This window comes from Allobosea sp. ASV33 (genome assembly GCF_016428755.1).
Classification (GTDB): Bacteria; Pseudomonadota; Alphaproteobacteria; order Rhizobiales; family Beijerinckiaceae; genus Allobosea.
This window is the reverse complement of the sequence record NZ_JAELTI010000011.1, coordinates 43,034-65,453: the sequence shown is the minus strand read 5'-3', so window position 1 is coordinate 65,453 and position 22,420 is coordinate 43,034. Positions and strand designations below refer to the sequence as shown.

Here is a 22,420-nt window from a genome sequence, read left to right as displayed (position 1 = left end):
CAGCCCGAAAACCTATTTGGGCTGGGTCGGCGGGAGTTGCTGCAGGGTATGCACAGCGATGCCGCCCTGGGTCAGCCGCTCCCGGCCGCCGAGGCCTTCGAGCTCGAAGACGAAGAGCGCATGCGTGCAGCGTGCGCCCAGCCGGCGCAGCAATTGCGCCGTTGCCAGCGCAGTGCCGCCGGTCATCAGGCAGTCGTCTATGATGGCAACCTCACGCCCCTGCAGCGTCTGGCCCTTCGACAGGGCGATGCCGTTGCCGAGCTCATAATTGTTCGCGAGGCTGCGCACGACATCGGCGCGTATGGAGCCGACCTTGCGGATATCGATGAAGCCGAGGCCGTTTCGCAGCGCCAGCGCGCCGGCAAAGCCGAGGCCGCCGATATCGATGCCGGCGAGAAGGTCGATCTCCTTGTCGAGACGGGCGGAGAGGGCCTCGCAGGCGGTCCGCATCCAGCGGGCGTCGCTGGTGAAGGTCGTAGCATCGGGAAAGTCGACGCCGGGGACGGGGTGGTCCTTCCAGCGGCGATGGGGAAAAGCCGGGCTGTCCGACATTTTCGGCTCGGAGACTGACGCGCTATCCATGCTAATCCCTGCCTGTATCCGGCGATGCCGCCCGCCTTGTCATCCCTGCCTGCCGCCGGCCGGCAAATCGTGACGACGGTTGGACGGCAAATGCCGTGTGGCTTCACGAGCTTCGGACGACGGCATGACGATCACCATCTACGGCATCAAGAATTGCGACACGATGAAAAAGGCGCGCGCCTGGCTCGACGGCCATGGCGTCGCGGTGGTCTTCCATGACTACAAGGCGAGCGGGATCGACAAGGCCTCGCTCGAACGCTGGGTCAAGGAGCTCGGCTGGGAGACGGTCTTGAACCGCGCCGGCACGACCTTCCGGGCATTGCCGGATGCCGAGAAGCAGGGGCTCGACGCTGACAAGGCGATCGCGCTGATGCTGGCGCAGCCCTCGATGATCAAGCGGCCGGTGCTCGATCTGGGCCAAGGCAAGACGATCGTCGGCTTCAAGCCGGAGATCTATGCGGCGGCGGTCGCGAAGGCGTGAGCCCTCCGCATTGCGTCATTCTCGGGCGACGCGCAGCGTCGACCCGAGAATGACGCGCCGAAGAGGGCTGAGCCCTCTGGTCATGAGATGCCCGGGTCAAGCCCGAGCATGACGACGAGAGAGGGGCGCCCGGCGCGCGGGTGTCTTCCCTAAATCGGCGCGCTGCTCTACCTCGCTGGCCATGACCGTTCAGCCACAAGCCCTGCAGCCGGAAATCGCTGCCACGCCCGAATTCACCTTCAAGGTCGCCGCCCGCGACGGCGCCGCGCGCACCGGCGCGATCAGCATGCCGCGCGGCGTCATCCACACGCCGGCCTTCATGCCGGTCGGCACCGCCGCGACCGTGAAGGGGATGTATCCCGAACAGGTGAGGGCGCTCGGCGCCGATGTCGTGCTCGGCAATACCTATCACCTGATGTTGCGGCCGGGCGCCGAGCGCGTCGCCAGGCTCGGCGGCCTGCACAAATTCATGAACTGGCCGCACCCGATCCTGACCGATTCCGGCGGCTTCCAGGTGATGTCGCTGTCGCAGCTCCGGAAGCTGACCGAGGAGGGCGTGACCTTCCGCTCGCATATCGACGGCTCGAAGCATGTGCTGACGCCCGAGCGTTCGGTCGAGATCCAGAACCTGCTGGGCTCCGACATCGTGATGCAGCTCGACGAATGCGTGGCGCTGCCTTGCGAGGAGAAGGTCGCGGAAAAGGCGATGCGCCTCTCGCTGCGCTGGGCCGAGCGCTGTAAGACGGCGTTCGGCGAACATCCCGGGCGGGCGCTGTTCGGCATCGTGCAGGGCGGGGACGTGCCGCATCTGCGCGTCGACAGCGCGCGCGAGCTCGCCGCTATGGACCTCAAGGGCTATGCGGTCGGCGGATTGGCCGTCGGCGAGCCGCAGGACGTGATGCTGGCGATGATCGAGACGGTCGAGCCGCATCTGCCGCAGGAGAAGCCGCGCTACCTGATGGGCGTCGGCACGCCCGACGACATCGTGAAATCGGTGGCGCGCGGCATCGACATGTTCGATTGCGTGATGCCGACGCGTGCCGGGCGCCACGGCCAGATCTTCACCCGCTTCGGCCGGATGAACCTGAAGAACGCCAAGCACGCCGAGGACCCGCGCCCGGTCGACGAGCAATCCTCGTGTCCCGCAGCCAATGGCTGGTCGCGCGCCTATCTGCACCATCTCGTCAAGGCGGAGGAGATGCTCGGCAAGATGCTGCTGACCTGGGTGAACCTTGCCTATTACCAGGACCTGATGGCGGGCCTGCGCGCCGCGATCGCCGCCGGGCGGCTCGACGATTTCATCGCCGAGACGCGCGAAGGCTGGGAAAGGGGCGAGCCGGCTTGAGCACGGGCCTTGCCCTGCTGCCGCTCAAGATGGCGCTCGCGGCCTGCGTGGTCGTGAGCTGTTCGATGCTGGCTGAGCGCGCCGGGCCCTTGATGGCGGCGATGATCGCGACCCTGCCGATCTCGCTCGGGCCGGTCCTCGTCTTCCTGGCGCTCGATCACGGCCCCGACTTCATCGCGGGTGCCGCGCTCGGCACGATGAACGCCAACGCGACCCATGCCAGCTTCGTGCTGAGCTATGTCCTGCTGGCCCAGCGCTACGGCGTGGCCGTCTCACTCGGGGGCGCGCTGACGATCTGGACGGTGTTGCTGCTGGTTCTTCGCAGCATGGCGCTGTCGGTCGTCCCGCTGACCATGCTGACGGTGCTCGCCCTGTTCGTGGTGCACATGCTCGTGCGGCCCTATCTCAAGGTGCGGGCCAGGCCGCCGGCCGGGATCTCGCGCTATGCCATCCCGATCCGGGCTGCCTGCGTCGCGGCGCTGGTCGGCATCGTCACGGGGCTCAGCGAGAAGGTCGGCCCGCAATGGTCCGGCATCCTCGCGGGCCTGCCGATCATCCTGTCGAGCCTGATCATCATCCTGCATACGCGGGCCGGTGGGCCGGCTGCGGCTGCGGTCATCGGCAGCAGCGCGCTGGGATTGCTAGGGGCCGGACTTGGGCTGGCGGTCGTGCATGTCACCGCCGTGCCCTGGGGCTCATGGACGGCGCTCGGCCTCGGCCTCGTCATCGCGGTGGGCTGGAACCTGATCCTGCTCGGGCTGGCGCGCCGGACGGCGCCATGAGGCCACGAACAGGCCGCCGATGATCAGTACGATGCCGACCCATTGCAAGGCGGCGGGCCATTCGCCCAAAACCGGGATCGCCAGCGCTGTCCCGGTGACGGGGATCAACGGCGGAAAGCGCCCGACGACGGCGGCGCCCAGCACATGGGCGGCGCGGCCCCAGAGCCAGAGCCCGATGATCATGTTCAGCACGCCCTGGTAGAAGCCCTGGAAGGCGAAGACCGTCCAATGCGCGCCGAAGCCATGGTGGAAGAAGGCGAAGTAGAACGGCAGATAGGCGAGCGACAGGACCGCGACGATCGCCGCCGCATGAAGCCCGTCGATCCGCCAGCGCTGTACCATCAGCGGATAGAAGCCCCAGAGCAGGCCGCAGCAGAAGAACATCAGGTCGCCCGTCAGCGTGCCGTGGCCGCCGCTCGAACCGGCGATGGCGAGGCAGGCGAGCCCGGCGAGCATACCCGCCGTTCCGGCCATGAGATTGCGCGTGATCGCAGCCCCGAACATGACCACGCTGCCGACGATGCCGATCATCGTCACGGTGCCCGGCGTGATTGTGGCCCCGTGCGCCGCCGGAGCCAGGCTCAGGCCCGTCAGCATCAGGAAGCTCATCGGGAAGCCGCTCGACACCAGCAGGAAAAGGCCACGCCCCCAGCCGACGCCGCTACAATTCAGGAGTCCCCGCCGCAGGAACAGCGGCAGCAGCAGCAGGCCGGACGTTCCGAAGCGGACGGCCATCATGTCGTGCGCGGTCATGCCATGCAGCACGGCATAACGGCTGACGACGAAATTGGAGCCGAAGACGAGGACGCTGAACACCATTCCGGCAATGGCCAGCCAGCGCCGCCGGCTCTGCTCTTGCTGGTGCAGCAGGGGATTGGCGATGCGCTGGTCCATGTGCCGCCATAGCGCGGATTGCCAGGTAGCCGTAACCGGGCCTTTTGCATGGCGCCCGCGCGTGCGGCGGCAGACCGCATTTGCGCCCCGTTTCAGCCCTGCTGGTGCCCAGAGCGGACGGCTTCCTAGCGTCGCAGTTGAAGGGGCGCAGCGATGCGGAGCGCAACAGATGTCGACAGAGTCTGATTTTCCCGCGCCGGCCACGATGGCGGCGCGGTTGGGGAGCCATCTTCTGCTCTCCCTGGGGATTGCCATGGCAAGCACGATGCTCGTGGCTGTCCCGGCCCTGCTATCCGATGCGGCGCCCGATCGCGCCAAGCCACCCAGCTTGACCCTGCTGCGCGACGGCAAGATCGCCGATCGCCTCGCGGAAGGCGGGATGGCCGGGGAGGATGAACTCGCCGCCGGGCACTCGTTCATGCCGGCCGCGCTGGCGATGCCACTCTCGCTGGCCTGGCCGGAGCAGGGAGACTGGACGCCGCCGCGCGCGGTCGCGCAGGCCAGGGCGTCTGTCGCGGTCAACCTCCCGGCGCTGCCGCCGCGCCGTCTGGCGGTGCTGTCCGAGAAGAAGGGGCAGGCGACAGGTGTGCCGCTGGTGATCCTGCCGCCCGCGGCCTTGGCAGCCTTGGGACCGATGCCGGCGACGGAACCTTCGGGCGGCGAGCCGGCCGATTCTACCTTGCGGCAGTTCGTCGTCGCGCCGGCGATGAAGGTCGTCGACGCTGTGTCCGGCGCAGCCGGAAGCATGCAGGCGGCAGGGTCCTGGACCCTGACGCAGGCGAACGGGCTGCTGCCACGCTGGTGAGCGCGGCAGCTTGCGTCTGGATCAGGCCAGCGCCTTCAGGGCGCTGCGGCCGGCATAGATCGCCTGCGCGCCCAGCTCTTCCTCGATGCGCAGGAGCTGGTTGTACTTCGCGGTCCGGTCCGAGCGGGCGAGCGAGCCGGTCTTGATCTGCCCGCAATTGGTCGCGACGGCGAGGTCGGCGATGGTCGAATCCTCGGTCTCGCCCGAGCGATGCGACATCACGGCGGTGTAGCCGGCGCGCTGAGCCATCTCGACGGCGGCGAGCGTCTCGGTCAGCGAGCCGATCTGGTTGACCTTGACCAGGATCGAGTTCGCCGTCTTGCTCTTGATGCCTTGCGACAGGCGCGTGACGTTGGTGACGAAGAGATCGTCGCCAACGAGCTGGCACTTCGCGCCGACGAGATCGGTCAGCGCCTTCCAGCCCTCCCAGTCATCCTCGGCCATGCCGTCCTCGATCGAGACGATCGGGTAATTGCCGACGAGCTTGGCGAGATACTTGGCCTGGGCCTTGGGATCGCGCGTCTTGCGCTCGCCCTCGTAGACATAGGCGCCGTCCTTGAAGAACTCCGTCGCGGCGCAGTCGAGCGCCAGCGCGACGTCCTCGCCCGGCTTGTAGCCGGCGGTCTCGATCGCCTGCATGACGAAGTCGAGCGCGGCCTCGGCCGACTTGATGTTCGGGGCGAAGCCGCCCTCGTCGCCGACATTGGTGTTGTGGCCGGCGTCGTGCAGCTTCTTCTTCAGGGTGTGGAAGATCTCCGCGCCCATGCGCAGGCCTTCGGCGAAGGAGCTCGCGCCGATCGGCATGACCATGAATTCCTGGAAGTCGATCGGGTTGTCGGCATGGGCGCCGCCATTGACGATATTCATCATCGGCACGGGCAGGAGGCGGGCCGAGGTGCCGCCGACATAGCGGTAGAGCGGCAGGCCGGAGGCTTCGGCCGCCGCCTTGGCGACGGCGAGCGAGACGCCGAGGATGGCATTGGCGCCGAGCTTCGACTTGTTGGGCGTGCCGTCGAGCTCGATCATGGTCTGGTCGATCGCGGTCTGGTCCTCGGCATCCATGGCGACGATCGCCTCGGCGATGGCGACGTTGACCGCCTCGACGGCCTTGAGCACGCCCTTGCCGAGATAGCGCGACTTGTCGCCGTCGCGCAGTTCCACCGCCTCATGCGCGCCGGTCGAGGCGCCCGACGGAACGGCGGCGCGGCCCATCGAGCCGTCTTCCAGCACGACATCGACTTCGACCGTCGGATTGCCGCGGGAATCGAGGATCTGGCGTCCGATGATGTCGATGATCGCGGTCATGGCAGGCTCCGGGAGAGGCGGGGCAGGAGGAATAGGGCGCTTCTAGCCAAGAGCCTGCCGCGGGGAAAGCCTCAATCCGCAGGCCCGTGACGGCGACTGGCCGCCCGGTGGCGCGTGGCTTGCGGATTGTCCGGGCATCCAGACGCTTCGTCCCATCGGGAAACGATCATGTTCCAGACCATGCCTACGCGCCGCCGGCCTTCACTCACCTCTGTCCTGTTCTGGTCCGGTCTCACTGTGCTCTGGTGGGCGGGGCTTTGCCTGTTCGCGGGGCGGCCGGTCTGGTTCTGGTAGATCTTCCAGCTCGTCCGGCAGGCTGAGATAGCTGCCGAGCAGGAAGCCGGCCTGCAGTGCGAAGAGATAGCCGATCCAGACGAGGATGACGAAGAGGCCGAACTCGCCACGGATGATCCATGTCGGAAAGATGATGAGTGTGGTCGCCGCGCTGGCCAGGACGATCGCCGGATAGCCATGAGAGAGGCCGATCAGCAGGCCGACCAGGAATAAGATGCCGGCAATGATCATGTAGTTCGGTCTAGGCTTCGGTTCTCGTGAGATCGAACTAGACAATACTTCCCTGCTGCGCAAACAAGCGTGTGGAAGACCCATAAATATTTACGAAAATTGTCGTGTTATTGTATTTGATTTGAATTGTTGATCTAGCGTTTCATTAACAAATAGACGCGGCGACGCTGCCGCTTCAGGGCCCACGCATCGGATTTGGCATTTTTCAACGTTCGAAGCGGTTGCGTTGCGGCGGCAGTTCCCAGGTTGGCCGGAGATGCTCTAGAACCCCGGCCAAACGCAGGAGCATCCCATGACCATCGACGCCTCGACCTTGCAGCTCGGCCAGAGCAGCGCCTTGCCCGCCTCGCCGGAGGAGGCGCGGCTCGACCGCGTGCCCAATCCGCATGCCGGCACGAACTATCTCGCCCGCTTCACCTGCCCGGAATTCACCTCGATCTGCCCGGTCACCGGCCAGCCCGATTTCGGCATCCTCGTCATCGACTACCTGCCGGGGCAATGGCTGGTGGAGTCGAAATCGCTGAAGCTCTATCTCGGCTCGTTCCGCAATCACGGCGCCTTCCACGAGGATTGCACCGTCGGCATCGGCAAGACGCTGGTCGATCTGCTGGAGCCGGAATGGTTCCGCATCGGCGGCTACTGGTATCCGCGCGGCGGCATCCCGATCGACGTGTTCTGGCAGACGGGCGAGCCGCCGAAGGGCCTCTGGCTGCCGGACCAGGGCGTCGCGCCCTATCGCGGGCGCTGAGGCTTAGCTTTAGCTGACGTGCTGCGTCATGCCCGGATCAGGCCGGGCATGACGTTTCAGGCTCGCGGCCGGCGCGTCAGGTCCGCGAGCCCAAAGGCGGCAGCAGGCGCGGGGTCACGACGCCGAGCGTGCCGACGACCACGCCGAAGACGACCAGCGCCATCTGCGGGCCGAGCAGGTGCAGGAGCGTGCCCATGATCAGCGGCCCGGTCGCATGCCCCATGAAGAAGAAGCAGGCGAACAGCGCCATGGCCGAGCCGCGCGCCGTCGGCGCCAGCTCCGTCGCCTGGGCCTGGAAGGTGCCGTGCATCAGGAAGAAGCCGAAGCCGGTGACCAGGAAGATGCCGATCGCGCTCCACCACGGCCCGGGGATCGTGAAGGCGAAATAGCTCAGCGCGACCGCCAGCCCGCCGACGCGCATCATCTGGCGCGGCCCGACCCGCTCGACGAGGATGCGGGTGAGGATGCCGTAGACCAGGCCGCCAAGCCCCATCGCGCCGATGGCGAGGCCGGCCTCGGAAGCGCCGACGCCGGAACGCTCGTGCAGGATCGCGGCGATGAAGGGCTGCAAGCCGAAGACGAAGGCGCCCTCGATCATCACGAGCAGGTACAGCAGCTTGCTGCGTGGGTTGGAGAAGACCGCCTTGTAGCTCGCGATCGCGCCGGCGAGGCTCAACGGAGGCCGCGCGGCGTCCGGCCGAGGCTTCAGCACGAGCCGCACGAGCAGGGCGCCGCCCGCCGCGAGCAGTCCGGCGATGCCCAGCACCGCGCGCCAGCCGATATGATCGGCGACCAGCCCCGAGAAGGTTGCGCCCGCCATCTGGCCGACGATCATGATGACGAGGAAACGGCCGAGCATGATCTGCCGCTCGGCCATGGGCGCGCGATCGCCGATCGCGGCCATCGCCGCCGGGATGACACCGCCGGCCATGACGCCGCCCAGCGCGCGCAGCACGAGCAGCATCCAGAAGCTCGTCGCGAAAGCGGCGAGTATCGAGAGCACGCACAGCACTGCGAGGCAGGTCGCGATGCTGCGCAATTTGCCGACGGAATCGGCGATGGGGCCGAGGAAGGGCTGGCCGAGCGCGTAGCAACTGGCGAAGGCCGTCACCAGGAAGGCGATCTGGTGGACGCTCTGGCCGAATTCCGACGCGAGCGTCGGCACCAGCGGGTCGATCAGCCGCATGGTGAAGGTCGAGGCGAAACCGCAGAGCCCGAGGACCGGGATCAGGGCCCCCAGATTGTCGCCGGAGGCCTTGGCGGGGTCAGACATAGGCGCGCGCCGCCGGGGCGGTCCGCGACTTGGCGAGACGGTCGAAGCCCTGCAACTCGGCGATCAACGCCTGGAATTCGGAAAGCGGCACCATGTTGGGGCCGTCCGAGGGCGCCTTGTCGGGGTCGGGATGGGTCTCGATGAAGAGGCCGGCCACGCCGACCGCGACTGCCGCGCGCGACAGCACCGGCACGAATTCGCGCTGCCCGCCGGTCGAGGCGCCCTTGCCGCCGGGCTGCTGCACCGAATGGGTGGCGTCGAAGATCACGGGCGCGCCGATCTCGGCCATGGTCGGGAGCGCGCGCATGTCGGAGACCAGCGCATTGTAGCCGAAGGAGGCGCCCCGCTCGGTCAGCATCACGTTCGGGTTGCCGCTCTCGGTCACCTTGGCGGCGACGTTGACCATGTCCCAGGGCGCGAGGAACTGGCCCTTCTTGACGTTGACCACGCGGCCGGTCTTCGCGGCCGCGACCAGCAGGTCGGTCTGGCGGCAGAGAAAGGCCGGGATCTGGAGGATGTCGACAACCTCCGCCACGGGCGCGCATTGGTCGGCCTCGTGCACGTCGGTCACGACCGGCAGGCCGGTGCGCTCGCGGATTTCAGCATAGACCGGCAGGCCTGCCTTCATCCCCATGCCGCGGGCGCCCTTGACGCTGGTGCGGTTGGCCTTGTCGAACGAGGCCTTGAAGACGAGGCCGATGCTCAGCGCCGCCGCGATCTCCTTCAGCGCGAACGCGCATTCGAGCGCGTGGTTGCGGCTTTCCATCTGGCAGGGGCCGGCGATCAGGGCGAGCGGCAAGGCGTTGCCGAAGCGCACGGGGCGGGCGAGATCCTCGCCGATGGTCACGATGGCGTTGGGAGTCATGGCGGCGTCCTTGTCCAGCGGGCCGCCGGGCTTATGTCCGTGAACCCTGCCGGGTCAAGTCAGGACGGGCTTGCGGAGAGCGGATCGGCCATGTTCGCTGCGAACGGGCTGGCGAAGCGGGAGCGAGGTCTGTAAATTCGCTAGCGAAGCACTATCTCGGTTGTCGATGCAGGATCGGATGGATACGGCGCGGACGGGAATGATGCAGTCAGGCCAGGGCATAGCAAGGCAGGCCGGGCGGCCGGTGCGCGCCAGCGACGCGCCGGTCATGGCCGACCGTCCCAAGCGCGGCCAGCCGCCGAGCGACGGTGGCGGGCGCGACGGCAACGGGCGCGAGGGCAGCGGCACCGCCGTCCTCACCCGGACGCGGACGCGCAAGCCCAATCTCTACCGGGTCCTGCTGCTCAACGACGACTACACTCCGATGGAGTTCGTCGTTCACGTTCTGGAGCGGTTCTTCAACAAGGACCGCGCCGAAGCCACGCAGATCATGATGCATGTGCATCAGAACGGCGTCGGCGAATGCGGCGTCTTTACCTACGAAGTCGCCGAGACCAAGGTTACGCTCGTCATGGATCTGGCGCGCAAGCACATGCATCCGCTGCAATGCGTGATGGAGAAAAAGTAGCCTTGGGTTCGATAGTTCATTCGGAAATCAGATAGGAGCGCGCCCCTTGCCGAGTTTCTCGCGCAGTCTCGAACAGGCGCTTCACCGGGCTCTGGCCCTCGCCAACGAGCGCCGTCACGAATACGCCACCCTCGAACACCTTTTGCTCGCGCTGGTCGACGACCAGGACGCGGCGGCGGTGATGCGCGCCTGCAGCGTCGATCTCGACCTGCTCAGGCGCAACCTCGTCGATTATATCGACGCGGAATTGACCAATCTCGTCACCGACGGACGTGACGATTCCAAGCCGACCGCCGGCTTCCAGCGCGTCATCCAGCGCGCGGTGATCCATGTCCAATCGTCCGGTCGCGAAGAGGTGACCGGCGCCAACGTGCTCGTCGCGATGTTCGCCGAGCGCGAGAGCCATGCGGCGTACTTCCTGCAGGAGCAGGACATGACCCGCTACGACGCGGTCAACTATATCAGCCACGGCATCGCCAAGCGCCCCGGCGCCAGCGAGAGCCGGCCCGTGCGCGGCTCCGAGGAGGAGGGCGAGCCGCAGCGCGAGCAGCGCTCCGAGCAGGGCCAGCCCGAGGACAAGGACAAGAAGAAAAAGGAAAGCGCGCTCGACGCTTACTGCGTCAATCTCAACCGCAAGGCGAGGGACGGGCGCATCGATCCGCTTATCGGCCGCGAGGCCGAGGTGCAGCGAACGATCCAGATCCTCTGCCGCCGCCAGAAGAACAATCCGCTGCTGGTCGGCGACCCCGGCGTCGGCAAGACCGCGATCGCCGAGGGCCTCGCCCTCAAGATCACGCGCGGCGAGGTGCCGGAGGTGCTGGAGGACGCGACCGTCTTCTCGCTCGACATGGGCACGCTGCTCGCCGGCACGCGCTATCGCGGCGATTTCGAAGAGCGCCTCAAGCAGGTGATGAAGGAGATCGAGCAGCACCCGAAGGCGATCATGTTCATCGACGAGATCCACACGGTGATCGGCGCCGGTGCGACCTCGGGCGGCGCGATGGACGCCTCGAACCTGCTGAAGCCTGCGCTGGCCTCGGGCTCGCTGCGCTGCATCGGCTCCACCACCTACAAAGAATACCGCCAGTATTTCGAGAAGGACCGGGCGCTGGTGCGCCGCTTCCAGAAGATCGACGTCAACGAACCGTCGGTCCCGGACACGATCGAGATCCTCAAGGGGCTGAAGCCCTATTTCGAGGAGTTCCACAAGCTGCGCTACACCAACGACGCCATCAAGGCGGCGGTGGAGCTCTCGGCCCGCTACATCCATGACCGCAAGCTGCCGGACAAGGCGATCGACGTGATCGACGAGACCGGCGCCTCGCAGATGCTGGTGACCGAGGCGAAGCGCAAGAAGACGATCGGCGTCAAGGAGATCGAGGCGGCGATCGCGACCATGGCGCGCATCCCGGCCAAGACCGTCTCCAAGGACGACGCCGAGGTGCTGCGCAATCTCGAGACCACGCTGAAGCGCACCGTCTACGGGCAGGAGAAGGCGATCGAGGCCCTGTCCTCCTCGATCAAGCTCGCCCGCGCCGGCTTGCGCGACGGCGAAAAGCCGATCGGCTGCTATCTCTTCGCCGGCCCGACCGGCGTCGGCAAGACCGAGGTCGCGCGCCAGCTCGCCTCCTCGCTCGGCGTCGAGCTGATCCGCTTCGACATGTCCGAGTATATGGAGCGCCACACCGTCTCGCGGTTGATCGGCGCGCCTCCGGGCTATGTCGGCTTCGACCAGGGCGGGCTCCTGACCGATCAGATCGACCAGCATCCGCACAGCGTGCTGCTGCTCGACGAGATCGAGAAGGCCCATCCCGACCTGTTCAACATCCTCCTGCAGGTGATGGACCACGGCAAGCTGACCGACAATAACGGCAAGCAGGTCGATTTCAGGAACGTCATCCTGATCATGACGACCAATGCCGGCGCCGCCGACATGGCCCGCAACGCCTATGGCTTCACCCGGACCAAGCGCGAGGGCGACGATACCGAGGCGATCAACAAGCTGTTCGCGCCGGAATTCCGCAACCGGCTCGATTCGGTCATCTCCTTCGGCCATCTGCCCAAGACGGTGGTCGCCCGCGTCGTCGACAAGTTCGTGCTACAGCTCGAAGCGCAGCTCGCCGACCGCAACGTCACGATCGAGCTCTCGGACGAGGCGCGCGAATGGCTGGTCGAGAACGGCTATGACGAGGCGATGGGCGCCCGCCCGATGGCGCGCCTGATCCAGCAGACGATCAAGACGCCGCTGGCCGACGAGGTGCTGTTCGGGCGCCTCAAGAACGGCGGCGCGGTCAAGGTCGTCGTCGTCCCGTCCGAGACCGGCATCAAGGTGCTCGGCCTCGAATTCCCGGACGGCCCGGCCAAGCCCAAGCCGGAGAAGGATGTCGAGGCTGCCACGGCCAAGCGCGTGCCGAAGCCGCGCGCAAAAGCTGCGTCTGCCGGCAAAACGACCAAGACTCCGCCGCGGCGAGGCCCTAAAGGTGGCGGCACTCCCGATGGAACGGGCGGTGATACTCCGAAGGCCTCGGCCAAGAGCGTCCGCACCGTGCCGAAGGTTCCGCTGACGAAGGCCTGAGAACGTGTTGTTCAAGCGCAAGACCGCGAGCCTCGCCGCCGAAAGCGGCGAGGTGCTTCAGGATACCCCGGCGACGCCTGCCGCGCCCGCACGGCCGAAGAAGGAAAAGCTCGGCTGGTTCGAGAAGCGGGACCGCCGCCGCCGCCGCCGCAAGATCTTCGAGGAAGTGCTGGGCTGGATCCTGGTGCCGGCCTTCATCTACCTGATCTATCTCGGCGTGAAGGCTGTCGGCGGCATCCCCAAGGAGCTGATCGACTTTGCCAATGAGCTCATCGCGATCGCGATGAAGGGCGGCAAGGGCTGACGGGCCGGGCGCCCTCCCTGCAGCAATCGCAGGGCTGGCCGGCTTACCGACGCCTATGCAAGCGTCGCGTGCATGGACGATAGAGGAAACGGCTCGTTCTTCCGGGCCGCAACCTGAGTCGAGCCGTCCCGCAGCGATGATCTCATGAGCGTATCCGCCGACTGGAGCTGGCAGCGCGTGGCGTTGGCCGGCATGCGTGATGCGCTGACGCTGCCGGCCTGGATCGTCGGCTTCGGATTGATCGGCATCGGCTCGCTCGCCCGCGATGTCGGCTATCCCGTCGATGTCGCCGTGCTCTCGACCATCCTGGTCTGGGCCGGACCTTCCCAGGTTCTGTTCTTCGCCTCGATCGCGGCGGGGGCGGCCTGGAGCGCCATCCTGATCGCGATCGCCTTCGCCTCGTTACGCTTCCTGCCGATGACGATGGCGATCCTGCCGCTGCTGCGCCGGCCCGGCCAGAGCGTCTGGCAGCAGCTCTTCCTGGCACATTACGTCGCGGTCACGGCCTGGAGCGAGGGCCTGCGGCGCCTGCCCGCCATCGCCCCGCATCAGCGCGTCGCCTATTTTCTCGGCTTTGCCAATACCTGCATGGCGGTGAGCTCGGTCGGCACTTTCGCGGGTTATTACCTGCTCGGCGCGCTGCCCATCCCCTTCGCCGCGGGGTTGCTCTGCCTGACGCCGATGTTCTTCCTGGTCTCGCTGATGGGCGGATTGCGCCATCGCGGCGACGCGGCGGCGCTGCTGCTTGGCCTTGCGCTGGCGCCGATCTGCGAGCGCTTCATCGGCGGCGGCTTCGACCTGATCGTCGCGGGGCTCGTCGCCGGAAGCGTTGCCTTCCTGATCGGACGGAAGCGGAGGCCGGCATGACCCAGCCGATCGCCATGCTCGACGGGCCGCTCTGGCCCTATCTCGCGCTGATGCTCTTCGCCGTGCTGCCAACGGAGATCTGGCGCTGGCTTGCCGTCGGCTTCGCGCGCCGGCTTTCCACCGACTCGCCGCTGCTCGAATGGGTGAGGGCGGTTGCGACCGCGCTGCTCGCAGGGATCGTCGCCAAGCTGATCGTCTCGCCGCCGGGCGTGCTCGCGACGGCTCCGGCCCTGGTGCGCGTCGCGGCGCTGGCGGCGGCTGCCGGCATCATGTTCGTCGACAAGCGCCGGATGATGCTCGCGGTCTTGGCCGGCGAGACCGTCCTGATCGCAGGTGTCTGGCTGTTCGCGGGCTAGGCACAACGCTGTCATTCCGGGGCGCGCCGGAGGCGCGAACCCGGAATCCACGACGGGCCGAGCGCTCTGCAACTCCGCGTGAGAAGTCTCACCCGGTCGCGGGTTCCGGGGCTCTTCGCTACGCGAAGCCCCGGAATGACGGTCGTGGTCCGTACTGTCTAAGCTTCCAGCAACCGCCGGACATGGCCGAGCTTGTCGGGGTTGCGGATGATGTAGATCGCGGCCACCGCCCCGTCGCGGATGTCGAGCGCCATCGCCTGTACGGTCTCGCCGCGCTCCAGGCTGACATAGCCGGGCAGGCCGTTGATCGTCACGAACTCATAGCGCGTGGTCGAGCGGCCCTCCCGTTCGACATGGCGGCCGATGCCTTCGAAGAAGCGGCCGATCCTGTCGCTGCCGAGGATCGGGTTGAGCACGGAATTGACCTTGCCGCCGCCGTCGGCGCGCAGGATCGCATCATGGGCGAGCATACTCTTCAGGATCGTGGCATCGGTACCGTGGGCCGCTTCGAAGAAGGCCTGGGCATAGCGCCGGGCCTCGTCGGGCGAGAGCGGATGGCGCGGGCCGTCCTCGTCGCGGGCATGGCGGCGCGCCCGCGAGACGAGCTGCCGGCCGGCGGCTTCGTTGCGCCCGAGCGTTTCGGCGATTTCGGAAAAGGGCAGGTCGAAGACGTCGTGCAGCAGGAAGGCGGCACGCTCCAATGGCGAAAGCCGCTCCAGCGCGAGCTGGAGCGCATAAGGCACGTCGATCGCCTCATCCGGGCTCGGAGCGGCGCCGATTGACTCGATCAGCGGCTCTGGCAGCCAGGCGCCGACATAGGTCTCGCGCTTGCGCCGCGCTGATTTCATCAGGTCGAGGCAGAGCCGCGTCACCACGCGCCCAAGCCAGGCGCGCGGGTTCGCGATCGCCTCGGGCGCGGTTCCGTGCCAGCGCAGCCAAGCGTCCTGCACCACATCCTCGGCATCGCTGAGCGAGCCGAGCATGCGGTAGGCGAGGCGGGTCAGGTAGGACCGGTTTGCCTCGAAGGGGTTGGCGGCCGCGCCCGTCATGCGCGCCGGGGCGGTGTCATCAGGCGGCAGCCTCGGTCTGGCGCAGCCGGTCGGCCGGGTGGCGCGTGCGGAACCCGCAATTGATGCGGTTCCAGGTGTTGATCGCGCCGATGGCGAAGGACAGATCGACGCTGTCCTTCTCGTTGAAGTGCTCCCGGAGCTCCGCGTAAGCTGCGTCGCTCGGGCTCCGCTCGGCCACGCGCGTCAGCTCTTCCGTCCAGCGCAGCGCGGCGCGCTCGCGCGGCGTATAGAGCTCGGACTCCTCCCAGGCATTGAGCAGGTTGATGCGCGCCTCGCTCTCGCCGGCCTTGCGCGCATCGAGCACATGCATGTGCAGGCAATAGGCGCAGCGGTTGATCTGCGAGGCGCGGATCTTCACCAGCTCCATCAGGCTGTGCTCGAGGGCCGACTTGTTGATGTAGTCCTGCAGGACCAGCATCGCCTTGTAGGCTTCGGGCGCGATCTGGAAGGCGTTGAGGCGTTGGCTCATGATTGTCTCCATCGGTTGATGACGACAAGACGAGGCGGCGCGCCGCGCTGTGACATGGTCCGTCAGATTTTTTTCAGGGCCTCGCGGATTTTCTCGGCATTGCTGGCGAGAACCTCGTTCTTCTCCATCGCGCCGGTATGCGGGCGCAGCGCCACGCCCTCGAAACGCGGCATGACGTGGACATGGAGATGGAACACGACCTGGCCGCCGGCGGCCTCGTTGAACTGCTGGATGGTCACGCCCTCGGCCGAGAAGGCGGCCTTCACCGCCCGCGCCAACTTCTGCGTGGTCAGCGCGACCGCATTCAGCGCATCGGCGGGGGCATCGAAGATGTTGCGGCAGGGTGCCTTCGGGATCACCAGCACATGGCCGTCGGCGCGCGGCATGATGTCCATGATCGCCAGCGTCTCGGCGTCTTCGTAGACCGTGTGGGAGGGCAGTTCGCCACGCAGGATCTTGGCGAAGACGTTGGATTGATCATAGGCGGTCATGGCGGGTCCGGCAGGATCGGAAAAGGAGGGCGCAAGCTGAGGCGCCCCAGCCGGTGCGTCAAGGCCGCGGGCCGGCTGATCGCTCCGCCTCAAGCGCCGAGCGGCAGCACGGCTTCGACATGGGCGTCGAGCACGAGATCGTCGCTCGCGCCCATCACCTGAAGCTCGCTCACGGTGAGGTTGAGCAGGGACGTGCCCCACCAGCGCGAGACGATGCCGGCCAGCGCGGCGGTCTCGTCGGCATCGAGATCGTCGATGAAGTTGTAGAGACCCACAAGCCAGAGGTCGCCCGGCGCCCGGCCGAAGGCGGCCTGCACGTCCTGCAACGCGTTTCGGCCGGCGCGCTTCTCCGGATAGACCGGCAGGTACAGCCGGCCGCGATTGACGTTGCCGGAGAAGAGCCCGCGCAGCTCGACCGTGAAGGGCTCGATCTTGCGCAGGGCTTCGCGGGTTTCCGCGGTGATCGTGGGCGGCTCGGCAAGGCTGAGCGAACCGCAGACCGTCGCGTGCAGGCGATCCTGGCGCTTCGGCAGGATGTCCCAGGCGATCTTGCCGGCGAAGGGCGCGGCCTTCAGTTCGGCCTCCAGCGCGACGAAGGCTGGGGAGGCGCGTAAGGTGCCGTCCTCGACCGGCAGGACCAGCGAGTAGACGACCGGGTGGCGGCCCATCTCGTAGAACTTGCCCTCGCGCCGGGCGATGATTCCGGGGTGCTCCGGCGCGACCAGCGGGAGATGCGCCAGCCGGTAGCTCTCGTCGAGCATCAGCGGGCTCGTGAAATCGGTGAGGCTGCGGCGATAGCCGAGCTCGTCGTCCTCGCAGAACACGGGCGCCGTTGAGACCGGATTTGCGAGCGCGGCGTCAGTCATCGGCGGAATCCGTCTTGCGGAAAGGGCTTTCGACCGCAAGCGCCTCTCGGGCCGCCGCGATCTGCTCGCGCTCCTGCGCGAGATAGGCCGCGACGGGCCGGCGCAGGCCGGGATCGGCGATATGGTGCAGCGAGCGGGTGATGACCGGCCGGTAGCCGCGCGCCAGCTTGTGCTCGCCCTGCGCGCCGGCCTCGACGCGGGCAAGGCCATGGGCGATCGCGTAGTCGATGGCCTGATGGTAGCAGACCTCGAAATGCAGGAAGGGGTGATCCTCGATACAGCCCCAGTTGCGGCCATAGAGCGTGTTGGCGCTGCGGAAATTGATCGCGCCGGCGATATAGCGCCCGGCGCGCCTGGCCATCACCAGAACGATCCGCTCGCCCATCGCTGCGCCGACCGCCGAGAAGAAGGCGCGATTGAGATAGGGCCGGCCCCATTTGCGCGCGCCGGTATCCTCGTAGAACGAGAAGAAGTCATCCCAGACCGCTTCGGTGAGGTCGCTGCCGGAGAGGACATCGATCGTGATGCCGGCGGCGAGCGCCTCGCGCCGCTCGCGCTTCAGGGCCTTGCGCTTGCGCGAGGCCAGCGTCGCCAGGAAGTCGTCATAGGTGCCGAAGCCTTCGTTCTGCCAATGGAACTGCAGGTCGTTGCGTTCGAGATAGCCGGCCTGCTTCAGTGCGGCGATGTCCGGTTCCTGCGCGAAGGTGACGTGCACCGAGGAGGATTGCGTCTGCCCGCGCAAAGCTTCCAGCCCGCCGATCAGGGCGGCGCGGGCTTCCTCGGCGCGTGGACCATCCGCGACCAGCAAGCGCGGGCCGGTTGCCGGGGTGAAGGGGGCGGCGACCTGGAGCTTCGGATAGTAGCGCCCGCCGGCGCGCTCATAGGCATCGGCCCAGCTATGGTCGAAGACGTATTCGCCCTGGCTGTGGCTCTTCAGGAAGCTGGGGGACGCCGCCAGGAGCTCACCGGCATCGTTCTCGACGAGGAGATAGGCCGGCGACCAGCCGGTGCGGCCGCCGACGCAGCGGCTGTCTTCCAGCGCCGTCAAGAATTCATGGCTGACGAAGGGATTGTCCCCGTCGAGCGCCGGATCGCCCGAGGGCGCAGCGGGCGCCGAGAGGGCGTCCGCCAGCGCGTGGGGATTGGCGCAGGCGTTCCATGCGCCTGCGGGGACGGCCTTGAGGGAGGTCGCGACACGAACGGTGAGATCGCTACCCTCCGCTTCGCTCAAGGGCGAAAACCCTCGAAGACCATCTGGTCGGCCATGGCGGCGGCCCGCTGCCGCTCTTCCGGCGTACGCACGGTCCAGCTCATCAGCGGCAGCCCCAGCGCGTTGCGGCAGAGATAGGGCGCGGCGCTGTCGAGATCGGTGACCTTCCAGGAGATGAAGTCCGGCCGGCTCTCGGTGAAGTGCAGGAGATTGGCGAGGGCATGCTTCCGGGCAACTGAGAGCTTGTCATAGTCGCCGTAATCATAGGCGTTCATCGCGACGATGCCGCGCGGAATCTCGGGGGCGAGTTCGCGGAGCGCCGTCACGATCTCGGGATCGAAGGATTTGATCACGATCGGGTGAGCCTTGTAGCCCGAGACGACCTCGACGGTCCGCCTGGTGAGAGCCAGATTGCCGTCGAAGCGGCTCTTGATCTCGATGACGAGGGGGACGCGCCCGCCGATCAGGTCGAGGAAGGCAGAAAGCGTCAGGATGCGGTCGCTGGAGCCTTTCAGCGTGATCGCATTGAGTTCCGCCGCCTTGCGCGCGACGACTTCGCCGGTCTCGCCCGTCAGGCGGTCGAGCACGAAATCGTGGAAGACGACCGCCTCGCCATCAGCGGTGAGCTGGACGTCGCATTCGATGCCGAAGTTGCCGGCGATCGCGGCCGTGGCGGCAGACGGACTGTTCTCGATCACGCCGGCCGCGAGATCATGCAGGCCGCGATGGGCGATCGGCCTTGCCACCAGCCAGCCCAGGTCGGGCCGGCCGGCGTTCTTGAGCGTGCCTGCCGACATCAGGCGATCTCGAACATCGCTTCGACCTCGACGGCGGCATCGGCCGGCAGTTCGGCGACGCCGATGGTCGAGCGGGCATGGCGCCCCTTGTCGCCGAGCACTTCGACCATCAGGTCGGAGGCGCCGTTCATGATCGCCGGCAGCGCGGCGAAATGCGGGGCGGCGTTGATGAAGCCGCCCAGGCGGACGCAGCGCACGATGCGGCCGAGATCGCCGCCGAGCGCGGCCTTGGCCTGGGCCAGCACGTTGATGGCGCAGAGGCGGGCGGCCTCCAGCCCGGCCTCGTTGAAGATCTCGGCGCCGAGCTTGCCCTTGTGCTTGTCCGCGAGCTTGCCGTCGAGCCCGAAGCAGAGCTGGCCCGAGATGACCAGCAGGTTGCCGGTGATCACATAGGGCACATAGTTGGCGATGGGCGCGGCCGGGGACGGCAGGGTGATGCCGAGTTCGGCGAGGCGGGTATCGGCGGCGTTCATGAGCTTGGCTCCGCGAGCGAGGCAGGGTGCCTTCGGGCAGGCCTTTCATGGCCGATGCGGGCTGCCCTCGCAAGCATCGGGGCATGCCGGGCGGGCAGGGCCGATGCGATGCTCGGGAGCGGCTGCATCGCCTTGTTTGCGCCATTGCCGCAATGCACCTAGATTTCGCACAGGCCATGATGGACAAGCGGCGCATGAACGGAACAGTCTCGAAGCTCGCAGCCCAGGCGAGCGGGGTTTTCGCGGGGGTGCTGGTTTTGGCCGCGACGCCGGCCTTGGCGCAGGCGGCAGCGGAACGGGTGGTTCTGGCGCCGCATCGCGCGGTCTACGATCTCGTGCTGGATAGCGGCAAACCGTCCGGCAATATCGAGACGGCGAAGGGGCGCATGGCCTACGAGTTCACGGGCGATGCCTGCGAAGGCTACGCGCTGTCCTTCCGGCAGGTGACGCAGCTCGGCACCGAGAACGGACCGCGCCTGATCGATGCCCGCACCACCAGTTTCGAGGCCGGCGACGGCGCGAATTACCGCTTCAAGACCGAAAGCTCCACCGGCGGCGCCAAGCCCGACACCGTCGACGGCACCGCGCAGAAGAGCGATGGCGGCTACGAGGTCAAGCTGCGCCTCCCCAAGGTCGAGACCCATCGCGAGGCTACCGACGCGCTCTTCCCGAATGCCCAAATGAAGGCCGTGATCCAGGCTGCGCGTGACGGACAGAAGACGCTGAGCGTCAGGCTCTATGACGGCGCGAATTCCGGCAAGGAGGTCTATGATACGCTCTCGATCATCGGGAAGCGCATCGAGGCCGAGCCTTCCGAGAAGCCGCTGCAGCGCCCCGAATTCGAGAAGATGGCGCGCTGGCCGGTAACGATCTCCTATTTCAAGGCGGGCTCCGGCGAAGCGACGCCGGCCTACAGCATCACCTTCGAGCTCTACGAGAACGGCGTCACCGGCGCGATCCGGCTCGATTACGGCACCTTCGCGCTGCGCGGCACGCTCACGCGTCTGGATCTTCTTCCTCAGGAATCTTGCGCGAAGTAGCGGGCTCGGACGAGCGGCGCTGCGGTAAACGCAGGCTCAGGCCCTTGCCGATCGCCTCGTCGCCGAAGCGGGCGCGCAATTTGTCGAGCGCGCCTTCCATCGCCTTCAGGCGCGGCGTCGCGGTATCGGCGAGGTCGCCATGATCGGCGGCGTCGGGCGCGCTGAAATCGCTCGCGCCGATGCCGATCAGGCGGTAATGCGCGCCATTGCATTCGCGTTTCAGCAGGTCGCGCCCGGCAGTGAAGAGGCGGGCGGCGAGCTGCGTCGGCTCCGGCAGGCGGGCAGCGCGGGTGATGATCTGGAAATCGGCCGTCTTCAGCTTCAGCGTGATGGTACGCCCCGCAAGCTCCTGTGCCTTCAGCCTTTTCGAGGTCTTCTCGCAAAGCCGCCACAGGATCGGCTCCAGCTCCTCGAAACGGGCGAGATCGACATCGAGCGTGGTTTCGCTCGAGACGCTCTTGGTCTCGCGCTCGGGCGTGACCTGGCGGGTGTCGATGCCGTTGGCGAGGTTCTTGAGGCGCGGTCCGTCCTTGCCGGCGAGCTTGAAGAGCTTGTCGACCGGGGCTTCGCGCAGGTCGCCGATCAGCTTGAAGCCGCCTTCCGCCAGTTTCGCGACGCCGGCCGGGCCCATGCCGGGGATGAGGCTGATCGGCTTGGCCGAGAGGAAGGCGACCGCTTCGCCCCGGCCGATGATCGAGAAGCCGCGCGGCTTGTCGAGGTCGGAAGCGACCTTGGCCAGGAACTTGGCATAGGACAGGCCGACCGAGATGGTGATGCCGAGCTGGACCTCGACATGTCTGGCGAAGCGCGCCAGCGTCACCGCCGGGCTGGCATGATGGAGGCGTTCCGTCCCGGAGAGGTCGAGGAAGGCCTCGTCGATCGAGAGCGGCTCGACCAGCGGGGTGAGCTCCCGCATGAGCTGGCGGACCTCCCGGCCGACCGCGACGTATTTCGCCATGTTCGGCTTGACGACGACGGCCTCGGGGCAGGCCTTCAGCGCCTTGAACATCGGCATGGCCGAGCGCACGCCATAGGTGCGGGCGATGTAGCAGCAGGTCGAGACCACGCCGCGCTTGCCGCCGCCGACGATGACCGGCTTGTCCTGCAAGCTTGGATCATCGCGCTTCTCGATCGTGGCGTAGAAGGCGTCGCAATCGATATGGGCGAGGCTGAGCGTGTCTCGCTCGTCGTGACTGAGCAGCCGCGGCGAGCCGCAGGCCGGGCAGCGCCTGGATGATCCGACAGTATCGTGATCCTCCAGGCAATCGCGGCAGAGCCAGCGCGGCGAGGGCGCGCCGATGCTCAAGAGAAGTCGTCCGGCTCCGGCCCGGCGAGGACGCGCCTGGCATCGGCGACGATTTCGGGATTCAGCCTTAAATTTCCGGCAAACTCCAGAAGGAGCGAATCGCTTGAGCCGATATGGTCGAGCACGGCGGCAAGGAAGCCGGGTTCGCCGGCAGCCTGGCGCAGATTGGCCGGGTTGAGGCCGGTCACACTCAGAAAGGGCTCGATCCGTTCGGGTTCGGAAGCCAGGAAGGCAAGAGCCTGAAGCGCGAGTGCCTCGGCCTCGTCGGTGGTCGATCGTCGTATCATGAGGCCCTGAGTCAGGTATCCGGTTTGCGTTTCGTCAACTGCTCGCGTGCTAAGCAATCATCTGATGACGCCGCCA

26 protein-coding genes are annotated in these 22,420 nt (G+C 67.1%); 11 read left to right on the top strand and 15 right to left on the bottom strand.

Translation table 11 applies throughout. The annotated features are described in order from the left end of the window. Positions 1-12: 12 nt before the first annotated feature. A complete protein-coding gene (locus JHD80_RS05690) occupies positions 13-552 on the bottom strand; it encodes a phosphoribosyltransferase family protein (RefSeq protein WP_199085410.1) in 540 nt (179 codons plus the stop codon). 154 nt (positions 553-706) lie between these two features. On the opposite strand from JHD80_RS05690, the gene JHD80_RS05685 reads away from it, so the two are divergent. The 3 genes from JHD80_RS05685 to JHD80_RS05675 all read left to right on the top strand — a co-directional run bounded on the left by JHD80_RS05685 (position 707) and on the right by JHD80_RS05675 (position 3,190). Next, on the top strand, positions 707-1,063 hold the full coding sequence (locus tag JHD80_RS05685; RefSeq protein WP_199085409.1) for an ArsC family reductase: 357 nt from the start codon (positions 707-709) through the stop codon (positions 1,061-1,063). Positions 1,064-1,244: 181 nt separating this feature from the next. Beyond that, positions 1,245-2,408 carry a tRNA guanosine(34) transglycosylase Tgt gene (gene tgt, locus JHD80_RS05680; RefSeq protein WP_199085408.1) on the top strand — a complete coding sequence of 388 codons (1,164 nt, stop codon included), beginning with the start codon at positions 1,245-1,247 and terminating at the stop codon, positions 2,406-2,408. Continuing rightward, positions 2,405-3,190 (top strand): hypothetical protein, encoded by a 786-nt coding sequence (locus tag JHD80_RS05675; RefSeq protein WP_199085407.1) that lies wholly within the window; start codon positions 2,405-2,407, stop codon positions 3,188-3,190. Before tgt ends, JHD80_RS05675 begins: the two co-directional genes overlap by 4 nt. On the opposite strand, the gene JHD80_RS05670 is transcribed toward JHD80_RS05675, so the two are convergent. Continuing rightward, the gene (locus JHD80_RS05670) at positions 3,104-4,084 is read right to left on the bottom strand and encodes a DMT family transporter (RefSeq protein WP_199085406.1); all 981 of its coding nucleotides are present in this window, start codon (positions 4,082-4,084) and stop codon (positions 3,104-3,106) included. The two genes, JHD80_RS05675 and JHD80_RS05670, sit on opposite strands and share 87 nt — an antisense overlap. Positions 4,085-4,337: 253 nt before the next feature. On the opposite strand from JHD80_RS05670, the gene JHD80_RS05665 reads away from it, so the two are divergent. Next, the gene (locus JHD80_RS05665; protein ID WP_199085405.1) at positions 4,338-4,889 is read left to right on the top strand and encodes a hypothetical protein; all 552 of its coding nucleotides are present in this window, start codon (positions 4,338-4,340) and stop codon (positions 4,887-4,889) included. 21 nt (positions 4,890-4,910) lie between these two features. Here JHD80_RS05665 and eno read toward each other — a convergent pair whose 3' ends face one another. Both eno and JHD80_RS05655 read right to left on the bottom strand, forming a co-directional pair. Continuing rightward, positions 4,911-6,194, bottom strand: coding sequence for a phosphopyruvate hydratase (eno, locus tag JHD80_RS05660; protein WP_199085404.1), 1,284 nt, complete (start codon positions 6,192-6,194; stop codon positions 4,911-4,913). 201 nt (positions 6,195-6,395) lie between these two features. Further along, the gene (locus JHD80_RS05655; RefSeq protein WP_199085403.1) at positions 6,396-6,719 is read right to left on the bottom strand and encodes a hypothetical protein; all 324 of its coding nucleotides are present in this window, start codon (positions 6,717-6,719) and stop codon (positions 6,396-6,398) included. Positions 6,720-7,011: 292 nt separating this feature from the next. Between JHD80_RS05655 and queF the strand changes: the two genes are divergently transcribed. After that, complete coding sequence (gene queF / locus JHD80_RS05650) at positions 7,012-7,467, top strand: preQ(1) synthase (RefSeq protein ID WP_199085402.1); 456 nt, start codon at positions 7,012-7,014, stop codon at positions 7,465-7,467. A 76-nt stretch (positions 7,468-7,543) separates the two neighbouring features. On the opposite strand, the gene JHD80_RS05645 is transcribed toward queF, so the two are convergent. Then, a complete protein-coding gene (locus tag JHD80_RS05645; protein ID WP_199085401.1) occupies positions 7,544-8,740 on the bottom strand; it encodes an MFS transporter in 1,197 nt (398 codons plus the stop codon). Continuing rightward, on the bottom strand, positions 8,733-9,605 hold the full coding sequence (gene kdsA, locus JHD80_RS05640; protein WP_199085400.1) for a 3-deoxy-8-phosphooctulonate synthase: 873 nt from the start codon (positions 9,603-9,605) through the stop codon (positions 8,733-8,735). Before kdsA ends, JHD80_RS05645 begins: the two co-directional genes overlap by 8 nt. Before the next feature lie 202 nt (positions 9,606-9,807). On the opposite strand from kdsA, the gene clpS reads away from it, so the two are divergent. The 5 genes from clpS (at position 9,808) to JHD80_RS05615 (ending at position 14,335) form a co-directional block, all read left to right on the top strand. After that, complete coding sequence (clpS, locus tag JHD80_RS05635; protein WP_199085399.1) at positions 9,808-10,233, top strand: ATP-dependent Clp protease adapter ClpS; 426 nt, start codon at positions 9,808-9,810, stop codon at positions 10,231-10,233. 46 nt (positions 10,234-10,279) lie between these two features. Beyond that, positions 10,280-12,808 (top strand): ATP-dependent Clp protease ATP-binding subunit ClpA, encoded by a 2,529-nt coding sequence (clpA, locus tag JHD80_RS05630; RefSeq protein WP_199085398.1) that lies wholly within the window; start codon positions 10,280-10,282, stop codon positions 12,806-12,808. 7 nt (positions 12,809-12,815) lie between these two features. Continuing rightward, positions 12,816-13,112: a hypothetical protein gene (locus tag JHD80_RS05625; RefSeq protein WP_199085397.1), complete on the top strand. Its 297-nt coding sequence runs from the start codon at positions 12,816-12,818 to the stop codon at positions 13,110-13,112. A 144-nt stretch (positions 13,113-13,256) separates the two neighbouring features. Then, positions 13,257-13,979 carry an AzlC family ABC transporter permease gene (locus JHD80_RS05620; RefSeq protein ID WP_199085396.1) on the top strand — a complete coding sequence of 241 codons (723 nt, stop codon included), beginning with the start codon at positions 13,257-13,259 and terminating at the stop codon, positions 13,977-13,979. Then, positions 13,976-14,335 (top strand): AzlD domain-containing protein, encoded by a 360-nt coding sequence (locus JHD80_RS05615; RefSeq protein WP_199085395.1) that lies wholly within the window; start codon positions 13,976-13,978, stop codon positions 14,333-14,335. The genes JHD80_RS05620 and JHD80_RS05615 overlap by 4 nt, the downstream gene beginning before the upstream one ends. A 158-nt stretch (positions 14,336-14,493) precedes the next feature. Here the strand turns inward: JHD80_RS05615 and JHD80_RS05610 are convergent, their stop codons facing one another. The 7 genes from JHD80_RS05610 to JHD80_RS05580 all read right to left on the bottom strand — a co-directional run bounded on the left by JHD80_RS05610 (position 14,494) and on the right by JHD80_RS05580 (position 19,711). Continuing rightward, on the bottom strand, positions 14,494-15,384 hold the full coding sequence (locus JHD80_RS05610) for a sigma-70 family RNA polymerase sigma factor (RefSeq protein WP_199085394.1): 891 nt from the start codon (positions 15,382-15,384) through the stop codon (positions 14,494-14,496). A 19-nt stretch (positions 15,385-15,403) separates the two neighbouring features. Next, the gene (locus tag JHD80_RS05605; protein WP_199085393.1) at positions 15,404-15,874 is read right to left on the bottom strand and encodes a carboxymuconolactone decarboxylase family protein; all 471 of its coding nucleotides are present in this window, start codon (positions 15,872-15,874) and stop codon (positions 15,404-15,406) included. 62 nt (positions 15,875-15,936) lie between these two features. Next, positions 15,937-16,365: an HIT family protein gene (locus JHD80_RS05600; protein ID WP_199085392.1), complete on the bottom strand. Its 429-nt coding sequence runs from the start codon at positions 16,363-16,365 to the stop codon at positions 15,937-15,939. 89 nt (positions 16,366-16,454) lie between these two features. Continuing rightward, the gene (locus JHD80_RS05595; RefSeq protein ID WP_199085391.1) at positions 16,455-17,231 is read right to left on the bottom strand and encodes a hypothetical protein; all 777 of its coding nucleotides are present in this window, start codon (positions 17,229-17,231) and stop codon (positions 16,455-16,457) included. After that, complete coding sequence (locus JHD80_RS05590) at positions 17,224-18,462, bottom strand: GNAT family N-acetyltransferase (RefSeq protein WP_199085390.1); 1,239 nt, start codon at positions 18,460-18,462, stop codon at positions 17,224-17,226. The genes JHD80_RS05595 and JHD80_RS05590 overlap by 8 nt, the downstream gene beginning before the upstream one ends. After that, positions 18,459-19,238: a glycerophosphodiester phosphodiesterase family protein gene (locus JHD80_RS05585; protein WP_199085389.1), complete on the bottom strand. Its 780-nt coding sequence runs from the start codon at positions 19,236-19,238 to the stop codon at positions 18,459-18,461. Before JHD80_RS05585 ends, JHD80_RS05590 begins: the two co-directional genes overlap by 4 nt. Then, a complete protein-coding gene (locus JHD80_RS05580) occupies positions 19,238-19,711 on the bottom strand; it encodes a RidA family protein (protein WP_199085388.1) in 474 nt (157 codons plus the stop codon). The genes JHD80_RS05585 and JHD80_RS05580 overlap by 1 nt, the downstream gene beginning before the upstream one ends. Before the next feature lie 194 nt (positions 19,712-19,905). On the opposite strand from JHD80_RS05580, the gene JHD80_RS05575 reads away from it, so the two are divergent. After that, a complete protein-coding gene (locus JHD80_RS05575; RefSeq protein ID WP_199085387.1) occupies positions 19,906-20,751 on the top strand; it encodes a cell envelope integrity EipB family protein in 846 nt (281 codons plus the stop codon). Here JHD80_RS05575 and JHD80_RS05570 read toward each other — a convergent pair. Both JHD80_RS05570 and JHD80_RS05565 read right to left on the bottom strand, forming a co-directional pair. Beyond that, positions 20,708-22,057 (bottom strand): DNA polymerase IV, encoded by a 1,350-nt coding sequence (locus JHD80_RS05570; RefSeq protein ID WP_199085386.1) that lies wholly within the window; start codon positions 22,055-22,057, stop codon positions 20,708-20,710. The genes JHD80_RS05575 and JHD80_RS05570 overlap by 44 nt on opposite strands. Then, positions 22,054-22,401, bottom strand: a complete 348-nt coding sequence (locus JHD80_RS05565; RefSeq protein ID WP_248311409.1) for a DUF3572 domain-containing protein — start codon at positions 22,399-22,401, stop codon at positions 22,054-22,056. Before JHD80_RS05565 ends, JHD80_RS05570 begins: the two co-directional genes overlap by 4 nt. Positions 22,402-22,420: the final 19 nt, after the last annotated feature.